Annotated in this window: 6 protein-coding genes and 3 pseudogenes; 2 read left to right on the top strand and 7 right to left on the bottom strand. The window is 36.8% G+C overall.

From position 1 onward, the window contains the following. Positions 1–313 (bottom strand): annotated as a pseudogene (locus ACFIQE_RS07675) (hypothetical protein); the annotation flags it as partial. Positions 314–1078: 765 nt separating this feature from the next. On the opposite strand from ACFIQE_RS07675, the pseudogene ACFIQE_RS11435 reads away from it, so the two are divergent. Both ACFIQE_RS11435 and ACFIQE_RS11430 read left to right on the top strand, forming a co-directional pair. After that, positions 1079–2323: pseudogene (locus ACFIQE_RS11435) on the top strand (autotransporter outer membrane beta-barrel domain-containing protein); the annotation flags it as partial. 1515 nt (positions 2324–3838) lie between these two features. Then, positions 3839–5760, top strand: a pseudogene (locus tag ACFIQE_RS11430) (autotransporter outer membrane beta-barrel domain-containing protein); the annotation flags it as partial. 549 nt (positions 5761–6309) lie between these two features. Here ACFIQE_RS11430 and ACFIQE_RS07665 read toward each other — a convergent pair. The 6 genes from ACFIQE_RS07665 to ACFIQE_RS07640 form a co-directional block, all read right to left on the bottom strand. Continuing rightward, the gene (locus ACFIQE_RS07665; RefSeq protein ID WP_375648563.1) at positions 6310–7092 is read right to left on the bottom strand and encodes an ABC transporter ATP-binding protein; all 783 of its coding nucleotides are present in this window, start codon (positions 7090–7092) and stop codon (positions 6310–6312) included. Then, positions 7079–7963 (bottom strand): ABC transporter ATP-binding protein, encoded by an 885-nt coding sequence (locus ACFIQE_RS07660; RefSeq protein ID WP_273790733.1) that lies wholly within the window; start codon positions 7961–7963, stop codon positions 7079–7081. Before ACFIQE_RS07660 ends, ACFIQE_RS07665 begins: the two co-directional genes overlap by 14 nt. Beyond that, positions 7956–8885 carry an ABC transporter permease gene (locus ACFIQE_RS07655; protein WP_375632501.1) on the bottom strand — a complete coding sequence of 310 codons (930 nt, stop codon included), beginning with the start codon at positions 8883–8885 and terminating at the stop codon, positions 7956–7958. The genes ACFIQE_RS07660 and ACFIQE_RS07655 overlap by 8 nt, the downstream gene beginning before the upstream one ends. Positions 8886–8887: 2 nt before the next feature. Continuing rightward, complete coding sequence (locus ACFIQE_RS07650) at positions 8888–9961, bottom strand: ABC transporter permease (RefSeq protein WP_375641087.1); 1074 nt, start codon at positions 9959–9961, stop codon at positions 8888–8890. A 110-nt stretch (positions 9962–10071) separates the two neighbouring features. Further along, positions 10072–11688 (bottom strand): ABC transporter substrate-binding protein, encoded by a 1617-nt coding sequence (locus ACFIQE_RS07645; protein ID WP_375621722.1) that lies wholly within the window; start codon positions 11686–11688, stop codon positions 10072–10074. Between the two features lie 361 nt (positions 11689–12049). After that, positions 12050–12757: ABC transporter substrate-binding protein (locus ACFIQE_RS07640; RefSeq protein WP_375707462.1), on the bottom strand; the 708-nt coding region annotated here is incomplete at its 5' end.

Genomic DNA, 12757 nt, shown 5'->3' with positions numbered 1-12757 from the left:
TAAAAAAACTCTTCAACCATTGCCAAAAGTTGGAAAAGCTTTGTTTAACGCCCTCCCACAAATTGCCAAACCACTCGACAACAGAGGAAAGTCCTTGTTTAAACTTTTGCCAATGGGAAGAGAGATCAAAAGCAGCAGCAATGATGTTTTTCCATTTGGTGATGGTTGCCGTATCGGCACTAAAATAAACCAAGACGTGTGCGCCAGTCATGGTAAAGCGCAACACACGTAGAGCAATGTTAAAAGCCATCAGGGCGGCAATGGTTTTGATAATGGCGCTTGTTGAAACGGGATGGTCCTTGCCCCATGCCATTTTACAAAACGCGCATTTAATGGTAAAAAATAACCATAAAAACAATAAATTATCACGTATTTCTAACTAATCTCACCTCTCCCCACTTAGTACAAAACCTAATGTCAAACTACATCCAACGGAGTTTTGTATAGTATGTAGCCTTTCGGAAATTGTGGCTTATCAGCGGATTCTGTATATTTTTATATTTCATTTGTTCAAAGAAGACACTGAGCACTCAAAGAACCCTCAACGCTCTATTAAAGCCTTCTCTCATTTTTGCTGTCAAAAACTCATTCGATACATAATGTAGGTAAGAACAATCAATTATCACATATCCACTCTAATTTCACCTTTTTCCACTCAATATAAAATATAAAGTATAAAGTATAAAGTAAATTACACACAAAAATATTTTTTATTTATTAACTTTAAAACTATAAAATCTCTTATTTTTTTGAAAATGTACAATATTAAAAACAATACTATTATTATTTATATTATATTTTTTAATTTATTTTATATAACTGTATTTCTTTAATTATACATCAATAAATATTAAAATAAATGAATATTGATATAAAATAATATGTACCATTAATAAAAAACTTATTTTTAAAATATAATTAGATAAAAATACATTATGAAATAAATTTAATATTACATAATTAAACATAAATACAACTTTAATTTTGACAAAAAAAGCAAAATAAAATATCAAAGTGCTGTGTTATTAAAATAAAAGCAATATCTATTTTCACTTCTGCTTATGAAGTTAGCGGGAAAATGAATGTTGGGGGCTTTAAAAGGAGTAGGCTGATGCCTAAAAAAATTCTTCTATCCTGTACAGCAATTGTGGCAGTTGTACTTTTTGGTATCAATCTTAATGCACAAGCTAAAAATCTTGAAATTTCAGAAAGTAAAAAAGAAGTTTCCAACGAAACCTATGAAATTATTCACGCAAAAAAAAGTGGTCAAATTATCGGCAAGCATTTGACGATAATCGGAAACAAAAAAACAAACACCAACATAAGCACAAATGCGCACGCTATAACAGCTGAAGGTTCTAATACTGCGATTGAATTACTGGATGGTACAACCATTAAAGGAACTGGTTCTAGCATTTTCTTCGGTCTTGAAGCAAAAGATGGTGCTACACTGAAAATGACTGGGGGAACTATTACAGTTTCCAACACTGGAGCTAAGTTCTTGAACAGTAAGAATGCTGAAAACAAGCTAAAAGATATAATAATATCAAGTGGCAAAGGCAAAGCTCCACTAACTTTTGCAATATTTGCAGACAAAAATAGTGAAGTCACTTTAGAAAATCTAAAGGTGACTAAGGCAATGAATAGCGTTACTGCAAATAATAAATCTGAAATCACGATATTGGGAGGATCATTTGATGCCACAAAGGCAGCAATATCTGCTTACAATGGCAGTCGCGTAACTCTAACTAACAATGTTCAAACTACATCATCTCATGGCACTGGACTCCATGCAACAGATTCAGAAACCACAATCGAAATGACGGGAGGAAGCGTAATCACAGAAAAAATGGCGTTGGTTGCAGAAAACGGTGGACGTATCAAGGTCACGGATGTTGCGTTAAATGCGACGAATGATAAAATCGGAACAGTTGTTGCCGGCGGTCCGAACAGCGTGATTGAATTGCATGGGAATACAACAATTAAGAATGCTGTAATCGGTCTTCATGCACAAAACAGTGGAATGATTAAAATGATCGGAGGGACCATTACAGCTTCTGCAACCGGTGCTGGTTTCTATAATAGTAAGAGCAATGGAAACAAGCTAGAAAATGTAAAAATATCGGGCAGTAACAATAAAGAGCCTAAAATCACAGGAATAGGTGCAGACAAGGAAAGCAACGTCACTTTAGAAAATGTAACAGTTACGCGGGCAAAAAGTGGCATAGTTGCAAATAATCATTCTAAAGTAACGGTTTCTGGAGGATCATTTGAGGGAAAAAACGTAGGGGTATACGCTGGAAACGGCAGCAACATTACTTTAACCAGCAATAAAAAAGGTGACGTTCAAGTTACATCAACATCATCGAATAGCAAAGGACTCTACACAAATGGTTTACATTCTACCATCACAATGACGGGAGGAACAGTAACCGGAGAATTAGCGTTGGTCGCAGAAAACGGTGGACATATTAAGGTCACGGATGTTGCTCTAACAACAAATGAACATGGGGGCCAGGTCACTGATGTTCCTATAATAGGCGCAGGAGTCAATAGCGCTAATAGTATGATTGAATTATATGGCAATACAACGATTAAGAATGCTGGTGTTGGGCTTGTGGCAAGTAACGGTGGCGTAATTAAAATGATTGGGGGGACTATTACAACTTCTAAAACTGGTGTTGGCTTCGTGAATAGTAAGAGCACCGAAAGTAAACTAGAAAATGTAATAATATCAACCGGTAAAGATAGAAATTCAGGCAAAGGAATTCTTCTAGAGAAAGAAAGTGGTCTCACTTTAAAAAATGTAAAAGTGACTCAAACAGGCAACAGCGTAATTGCAAATAATCGTTCTAACATAACAATCTCTGGAGGATCATTTGATTCAAGCTATGCAACAATATGTGCTCAAAACGGTAGCAGTATCACCTTAACGGACAATGCTCAAATTACGTCACATGATGAAGCAGGCCTCTATGCACAAGACTCAAAATCCACAATTACAATGACAACAGGAAACGTGACAGGAAAATATACAGCCTTAGAAGCAGACATAGGTGGCCATATTACGGTTACAAATGTTGCTTTAAAAGCAACTAATAATGGCAGTGGTGTAGCTGCTGGTGCAGCAGCCTCTGGCTCTAACAGTGTGATTGAATTGCTTGGAAATACAACGATCAGTGACGTTAAAATCGGAATTGATGCGCAAAACGATAGCACAATCAAAATGATCGGAGGAACCATTACTGCTTCCGAAGCAGGCGTTCACTTATTAAAAAACAAGAGCAATAACAAACTGAAAGATGTAACGATATTAAATCGTAAGGATAATGCACTACTAATCAATGCAATAATCGCAAGAAGAAGTGCCATTACTTTAGAAAATGTAACCGTTCCGCAAGCAATCAATAGCATAATTTCAGATAATGGTTCTCAAATAACAGTTTCTGGAGGATCATTTAACGCAAAAGGTGCAGCAGTATCTGCCATAAACGGCAGCACTATTACTTTAACTGACAATGCTCAAATTACATCATCTGATGACAGTGGGCTCTATGCAAAAGACTCAAAATCCACCATCACCATAACGGAAGGAACAGTACAAGGTAAAACTACTGCATTATTTGCCGGAAACGGTGGACATATTAAAGCCACGAATGTTACTCTAATAACAGCAGATAGTAATGGATTCGGTGCGGAAAGCCAAGATGTTGGCAGTTTAGTTGAATTATATGGCCATACAACGATTAAAAATGCTGAGATCGGACTTTATTCAGAAAATGGCAGCACAATCAAAATGAGTGGAGGGACAATAATTGCCGAAAATAGTGCATTTGTTGTAAATAACAATGGACATATTGATGTAACAAATGTTTCTGCCACAGCAGAAGATAGAGGTATAGCATTTGAAAAATCTAAGAACAATAAAACATCAGAAATCAATTTAACCAATGCAAAACTTCATATTAAAAACGGTACTGGAATTAATGCAAATGAATCAATTGGTAAAGCCAATCTCAAAAATTCAGAAATCCGTGCCAATGTTTTATTAGTAACCGAAGCTTCAACGAAAAAAAATGATTTCACTTTTACATTAAACGCCGATCACTCCATCTTAGACGGCAAAGTGAGCTCTGAAAAAAAATTCAAAACAGTCTTTGATTTGCAAAACAATACGAAATGGATATTGAAAACAAGCACAAATAAAAAAAGCCAGAACAAAAAACTGCTTGATATTGCTCAAAGAGCACGTTCTGATATTTCTGTCCTTAACATCAATAACAGCTCTATTGTTTTTGAAGAGCCAACTGAAGATCATTATCACACGTTGCACATAGGATCTGGCAGACCAAATACTAAAAAAGTCTACAATGCTACAGGAAAAGCAGAAATTCATTTCAACGTCGAATGGAGTGATAATGCTGCCATAAACAAACAAAAAGCTGACCATCTTCTGATTCACGGTGATGTTTCAGGGACTACACTGGTTTATATCACTGGACATTTAGAAAAGAACAATATTAAAGCAGATGCTTCTGCTCTTACCAGTGCACGTGGTCTTTCACTCATTCAAGTTTCTGGGAAAGTAAATCAAAACTCTTTCAAACTTGCACAGGACTATATCACAATAAGTGGTTCACCTTATAAATATATACTGAAAGCTTATGGACCAAAATCAAACCACAGTAAAACAAATGCTGAACAAAACCTTTTAGGAGAAAATAAAAATTTCTGGGATTTTCGCTTACAACCAGTACTGCTTGATAGCGACTCAAAAGTAAAAACCATCGTGCCATAAATACAAGCTATTTTATCATGCCATGTGCTCTCTTGTATGCTGGATTGACCGATATGGATAAGCAAAGTGCAACTGTTAGCCAATATGCGACATCTGTCTTAAGGAAAGAATAAGACAAACGGAATGGCTTTTTCTTATACGCCTATGGAGAAACAGGAAGCTTATTTTCTGATAAGTAGTGCTCCTAGTAAATATGGTTATAGCAGTGCTCATCTTCACTATGCTGTTCTACAAGGAGCTATTAACCTTGTCGCGCAGAAGGGAAAAATATCTACAACACATTTGGGTCTTGTCCGAACCTACGGGCAACTCTCTTTCACCCCCAAAGATATGCAAGACAGCAAGTAAGAGCATATTGAATAAATAGTCATTTCAACTCACCGCCGCCTATGGCAGTAAACAGCGTGACAATGGTTTCTACCTTGATACGCTTTTATCCTATGGGATAATAAAGGGAGATATCACCAATGCTCTTATTGGTAAAACTGCAAAATTGAAAAACGCCAAAATGTTGAGTATCTCCACCACTGTTGGCAAACAATTTGCAACGGGTATTCAAGCCGTAACATTCGAACCGCAGGCACAGCTTACCTATCAACATTTGATGTTTGATACCATTAAAGATGCTGATAATCTGACCATTGAGATGCAAAATCCTTCTCAATGGATAATCCCGTGTTGGTGGACGTTTGACAAAAACCATTGCCACTGAAAACAGCCGTCCTATGTCTTTCTATGGAAAAGTAAACTTAATCAAAACCTTTGGTGATGATCAGACATTCCATATTGATAAGTATTATAAATGTGACCCCTCGGGAAGTTCCGTTGAAGGTGGGCTTGGTATTGGTGCATAATTGTCCGCTAACCTCTCCCTTCATGGTGATGTCAGCTATCAACAAAAGCTTCAAAAAACTGGTATAAGTGGTGCAAGCTTTTCAGGAGGAATACTCTATCAGTTTTAAATCAAAACTGTAAAATAGCCTATTCAATTTAACAAAAAGGCAGTATATTGCTGCCTTTTTGGTTTATTATAAGCTGTTTTTAAGCGCTTTTTTAAATAGAGAACAGCGAAATATTTGAAGACATTCATTGACCATTGGATGTTTTTTACAAAAAATTCTTTTTATAAAGAATAAAATTGTAAAAAAGAGAACAACCAAAAACAAAATGATATTGTAAAATAATGAGAAGCTTTTCTAGAAAATACAACATTACTATCTTTTGTTATTTCTCACGAATTTAATGCTTAAAATCCCAAAATAAAACTTTTGAACATAAAATGATAAGTAAAAAATAATGCAATAATATCAAACAAAGGGATGTATGTTATAAGTCACTCATATATTTCAAAATGGAAGTTCTAATAGGATTTAAAATATTACAGCTCAAACACTGCCCAGAAAATTCATACTGAAAAAATCCTATTATCCCCTTCCCTCTTAACAATGCCGCCAAACATCTCCAGAAACTTCAAAACAAATAAAATTGCATTTTCTCTTCTGTAAAATTGATCATGCTCTTTGCTCTCTATGGACAATAGGCTCTATACTTGCTTCAAAAAACTCCTTTGTATAATCGTGTTGCGCATGTAGATTACGCAATTCATCATTGCTAAGCTCTTCAAGAATAATCCCTTTATGCATAATTCCAACACGTTCACAAATATGTGCAACAACAGCAAGATCATGGGACACCATCAAATAAGTAAGCTTTTTTCTCGCTCGCAACGATTTCAACAAGTTTAAAATTTCAGCCTGTACCGACACATCCAATGCAGACGTTGGCTCATCAAGCAACAACACCTCTGGCTCAATAATTAAAGCACGTGCAAGAGCAATACGCTGACGCTGCCCTCCAGACAACTCATGAGGATAACGATAAAGAAATGAAGAATCTAAACCAACGGAATCTAAAGCATCCTCCACCCGCTCTCTTTGATTATCCATTCCATGGATTTTGAGCGATTCAGAAAGAACCGTATGGACCATTTTTCTTGGATGCAGCGAAGCATAAGGATCTTGAAAAACCATTTGAATACAGCGTAAAAAATCCTTACTTCTTTTCTTTTCAACTTCTTGTCCAGCAAAAAGGAATTTTCCACTATAATCTGGAATAAGCCCCACCAATGTATTCAAAATAGTTGACTTTCCACATCCGGATTCACCAATCAAACCATAAGCTTCACCACGCTTAATATGAAAATTAACATTTTTAACAACTGTTACTGCCTTATGCCTGTGCCCAAAAGTTACAGATAAATTAGAAACATCAATAATATTCTCACAATTTGTCATGAGGAACCTCCTCAACGCCATTAACAATCGTAGGATTATACAACCAATCAGGATCACGCTCAGGAACAGCCAAAATATCAACTGGATTATCAAGCCGTGGCAAACTCGCGAGCAACGCCTTTGTATAAGGATGACAAGCGTGAGACAAATCAGAAGCAGGCAACTCTTCTAAGACACGGCCCGCATACATCACCAAAATACGATCACAAAAATCAGCAATCATATTTAAATCATGACTAATGAAAATAAGTCCCGTTCCAGATTTTGTCACAAGTTCATCTAATACAGATAAAACTTGTCGTCTGACCGTAATATCAAGTGCAGATGTTGGCTCATCAGCAATAATTAAATCAGGTTTTGGAATGAGCATCATTGCAATCATCACGCGTTGCCCCATCCCCCCAGATATTTCATGAGGAAAGAGACGCATCACATGTTCAGGATCACGAATATGAACAGATTCTAACATAGATATGGTGCGCTCCCTCGCTTCAGCTTTTGAAACACGGTAATGAATACGGTAAGCCTCCATAATCTGTTCCCCGATCCGTATTAATGGATTAAGTGAATATTTGGGATCCTGTAAAATCATTGAAATACGTTTCCCACGGATTTTTCGCATCTGAGGTTCACTTGCGGCCAATAAATCAACATCCTCAAAGCGCATTTTTTTAGCTTTAACAATGGCTGCTTTTGGACTCAACCTTAGTATTGCGCGCCCAGTCATCGATTTTCCAGATCCGGATTCACCAACAATTCCAATTTTTTCTTTTCCAACAGAAAAACTAACGCCACGCACAACTTCTGAAATGCCCCGCGTTGTAGGAAAAGAAATACGTAAATCTTCTACTTCTAATAATTTATTACCCATTGCGTGGATCCAATACATCACGAAGACCATCACCTAAAAGGTTGAAAGCAAGACTTGCAAATAATATTGCACAGCCTGGTATTGCCGCCAACCACCAATTTGTCATCATAAATTCCCGCCCTGAAGAAAGCATCGCACCCCATTCAGGACTTGGAAGTTGAGCTCCCAACCCTAAAAAACCAAGACCAGCAGCCGTTAAAATAATTCCAGACATATCCAAAGTTAATCGTACAATCACTGAAGGAATACACATGGGCGCAACATGAAACAAAATAATTCGCCAAGCAGAGGCCCCTTGCAGGCGAACTACAGAAACATAATCAGAAGAACGTATTGTCAAAGTCTCAGCACGTGCTAAACGTGCAATTGGTGGCCATGCTGCAATTGAAATTGCAATAGAAGCATTTTCAATCCCTGGTCCCAATGCGGCTGAAAATGCAAGAGCTAAAATCAAACCTGGAAAAGCAAGAAAAATATCGACAATGCGCATGAGCACAGTATCAACCCATCCGCCCATATAACCAGATACAGTTCCAACAATAAGCCCTATTGGACCTACAATAACTGTTGTAAGAAAAACAACATAAAGAGTAATACGGGAACCAAAAATAAGGCGACTAAAAATATCACGTCCCAATTCATCTGTTCCAAAATAATGCGCCATAGAGGGTGGCTGCAACCGATGCCCCAGATCATTGCTAAGAAAATCATGCGTAGCAATCCAAGGAGCAAAAAATGCACATATGATAATAATACAAATAATAAGCAGACCGAATACAGCCGAAAAGTTATGAAAAAACTTAGCCAGTGCGTGATAAATTCTTTGTATGTTCGCTTGAATTATTGAGTTTGGAACAGGATCGTTTAACCAACTACCTAAAGAAGATGATGATTGCGATTTATGATGATTACTTACTGTCATATTCAACGTGTCCTTGGATCAAAAATGCGATAAAGCAAATCAGAAAATAAATTAATGGCGACAAAGATAAATCCTACAAGTAAAGTACATCCTACAACTGCATTCATATCTCCGGCTAAAAGAGCATTTGTCAAGTAATGTCCAAAACCAGGCCAAGCAAAAACTGTCTCCGTTAAAACAGCCCCTTCTAATAAAAAAGCATAAGAAAGTGCAACAACAGTAATAATTTGAACAGCAGCATTTCGAAAGGCATGCCCCCAAACGGTTCGCGCCCACGATAATCCCTTTACACGTGCAGTAATGATATATTCCTGATTAAGCTGCTCAATCATAAACCCACGAGTCATACGGCTAATATAAGCCATAGCACCGAAAGCCAAGATCAAAGCAGGCATAATAACGTGACTAAAAACATTACCAAAAGCCTCCCATTGTCCTTGGCTTGCAGTATCCCAAAGGAAAAATCCTGTTTTTGGTTCAAAAGAATATTCATAAAGAAAATCAAGTCGTCCTGGGCCACCAACCCAGCCAAGCTTGGCGTAAAATATTAACAACGCCATTAATCCGAGCCAAAATGTTGGAGTAGAATAACTTAAAAGTGTAAAAACACGGACAACATAATCAATAAATGAATCGCGATACATTGCTGCAAAAACACCAAATGGAATTCCAAGACTTGTGCCAATAACAATAGCAACGGTTGCAAGCTCTAATGTTGCAGGAAATACACGCATAATATCGGCTAGAACAGGTCGCCCAGAAGTTAAAGCATCTCCAAAGTCAAACAAAAATACATTATGAAGATACTTCCAATATTGGACAATCAACGGCTTATCAAGACCCAGCTTATAATACATTGCATCATAAGCTTCCTGACTGATATTATCACCAAGAATAGACAGAACCGGATCTAGAGGAAGAAGATGACCAAGAAAAAAAGTGATCGTCACCAACCCAAGCAATGTGATAAAAACTGAAATAAGAAGTTTCAATCCTTTGCATAAAAAATCCCATAAAAATAATTTTTTCTGCTTTTCTGATACAGCTCTTTCAGTCTCTGAAAGTGGCAAAACCATTATAAAAATCCCCTCTGTAGCGACAAAACATAAAGCAAATACCTTTTTATATAACAAAACAATCTCTTATTAAGCATGTTCTACAATCCTTTTCTATAACATGCTTCTTTTTATTTTTCTGCTTCATTGTAATAAAGTCTATAACTGTTCCAAATCCATTTTTTGACATCAGGTCCCATACCAACGGTATAATATGTCTGAAATAAATAAACCATAGGACCATGCTCTAGCACATAATGCTGTAAAGTACGATATCGCACAATGCGCTTATTGGGATCTTGCTCAAACAAAGCATCCATCACCATGTTATTAATATTTTCATCATAATACCCAGCGCGCCAAGCTAAATACATATTGTGCTTTTTTGTAAATGTTGGATCAGGGTTAAACACGTGATTTAATGAAGCAGGATGTCCATCAGGATCGGCACTCCCCCACCCCATAAGTGCAGTATCATAATTTCCACCACGTACACGGCTCAACAATTGATTTTGTGCCATTTTTTCAATTGTAAGCTCAACACCAATTTTGCGTGCATTGGCTTGAATAGACTGTGCAACAGACGACATATAACTAAGGCTTCCAACTAAAAGATTAGCTTTAAACCCATTAGGATAACCCGCTTCAGTAATCAGTTGTTTTGCTTTTTTCAAATCCAACTGAAAAGGCAAACCTTCTTTTTCATCTAAAGCACCTGGAACACCTAAAGACATATAAGTTGCCCGTGGAATAGCAATCCCTTTCAAAACAGTTTTTCCAAGACCTTCATAATCAACCAAATAACGAAGTGCCAATCTGACCTTTTCATTCGCAAAAATTGCATTCTTATTATTTAACGATAGGTAAATAATCTGCGGACGCAAAACACGACTAATTTTGACTGGGCCTCCTTTTTTTTCAAGATCTAAAATATCCTCTGAAGAAAGATCACGCACTATATCCACATCACCTTTTTCCAAAAGAAGTCTTTGACTTGATGAATCCGCTACATGCTGCACAACAATCTGCTTAATTTTAGGCACATCGCCCCAATAATGTTGTGTCGCCTCTAACACAACTTTATCTCCTGGAGACCAGCTCACCAATTTATAAGGTCCAACACAAGCTGTATGTGTTGCTAAATATTTATTCCCCATATCACCGTTAATACTCTGTGCTTCAATTGTTTTCCGATCAAGCAAAGCAGAAGCATAAGATTGTCCAATAACAGTCAATATGAGCTGAATAGGATAGGGTTTATCTAATTTTAATTGTAAAGTCTTATCATCAAGAGCCTGAATATTTGTTTCAATATTGTTTTTGGTAAACCCATAATCCATTAAAGATTGAGCATAGCTTAATCCTAATTTAATAATCCGTCGCATCGACCATACCAGATCTTGCGCTGTAGCCATCCTTCCATCATTAAACTTTAAATCATCACGAAGATGAAAGACTATTCTTTTGCCATTATCTAAAACGTCCCAAGATTTTGCCATAGCAGGGCGAATTTTTGTAGGATCATGCTCATCATATTTCACTAACGCGCTGCAAATATTCGTCAATAACTCACTCGTCACAACCTCAACAGTTTGCGCTGGATCAAAACTACTAATTGAATCAATATTCCATGCCATTACCAATATATCTTTAGATGAGGCACTGAATGCCGATGTTACAGCCCCATTAAAAAAAACGATTGAGCTTAATAAAATAGAAATTTTTTTCAATATTCTTTGTTTTCCCATTTTATCTCTTCCTTTTGTATTCTTCTACCTTTTCACACAAAGTGATTGTGATTTTGCTTAAATAGCATAGCATTAGACATCAATTTCATTTAATCAAACTAAGCATCTATAAAATAATTTTCTTATACATCAGTCTATATTCGGGATGCAGGGAATCTATAACCATAAACAAAGATCCTCCCCAATATAACTTTCTATATTCATCGCTCCCTATAAACGATCTTAATTATATACTGCTACTACACAAACATCCCTCACAGTTTCATCCTTAAAAAACTGAAGAGCTTTATATGGGAGAATACTTTCATCATGCAATTATGATTAAGCTCTTTTTAGCTTTGATAACACTAAAAAGACACACTTATTTTTCAATTTTACTATAAAAAATACGCGGCGCACTATTCCAAACCCACTTTTTGATATCAGGCGTCATCGCGACAACGCTATATTGTTGAAAGATAAACGCATAAGGTCCTTTTTGCATCAATTCACGTTGTAAATCAGCATAGAGTTGTGCCCGTTTTTGCGGATCTTTTTGAAATAACGCCTCTTCAACTTTTTGATTCATATTGGCATCAAAATACCCATGCTGCCAACTAGGATAGGCTGTATTTCTAGCCTCAAAACGATTATCTGGATTGAAAATAAGACGTGAAGCCATTGTATGAGGATCCACAGAATCATTATTCCATCCGATAAAAGCCGTATCAAAAGCCCGTGCATTAACTTTTGAAAACAACTGTGTACCTGCTACACGTTCAATTTTAAGACGCACCCCCGCCTGTGCAGCACTATCCTGGAGTGACTGAGCAAGTAACAAAGTATAAGGAGTGTTTGACACGAGAAAATTTGCCTCAAATCCGTTCGGATAACCAGCCTCTGCTAAAAGCTGTTTTGCTTTTTGAATATCAAGTTTAAAGGGTTGCCCTTCTTTTTCATCCAAAGCCCCAACATTGCTAAGAGGAATAAAACTTGCCCGTGGGATACCAATCCCTTTGAGAAGCTTCTTGCCAAGACCTTCATAATCTATGAGATAACGCATCGCCAAACGCACTTTTTCCTTAGCAAA

The organism is Bartonella sp. AA1HLJMS (assembly GCF_042197445.1).
In the GTDB taxonomy this organism is placed as follows: domain Bacteria; phylum Pseudomonadota; class Alphaproteobacteria; order Rhizobiales; family Rhizobiaceae; genus Bartonella.
The sequence above is the reverse complement of the archived record's forward strand: the minus strand, read 5'-3'. Positions and strand labels throughout refer to the sequence as shown.

Coding starts and splice junctions, on each gene's coding strand:
- ACFIQE_RS07660 (WP_273790733.1), bottom strand. CDS start 7,963: ATGGGTAATAAATTATTAGAAGTAGAAGATTTACGTATTTCTTTTCCT.
- ACFIQE_RS07650 (WP_375641087.1), bottom strand. CDS start 9,961: ATGGTTTTGCCACTTTCAGAGACTGAAAGAGCTGTATCAGAAAAGCAG.
- ACFIQE_RS07665 (WP_375648563.1), bottom strand. CDS start 7,092: ATGACAAATTGTGAGAATATTATTGATGTTTCTAATTTATCTGTAACT.
- ACFIQE_RS07645 (WP_375621722.1), bottom strand. CDS start 11,688: ATGGGAAAACAAAGAATATTGAAAAAAATTTCTATTTTATTAAGCTCA.
- ACFIQE_RS07655 (WP_375632501.1), bottom strand. CDS start 8,885: ATGACAGTAAGTAATCATCATAAATCGCAATCATCATCTTCTTTAGGT.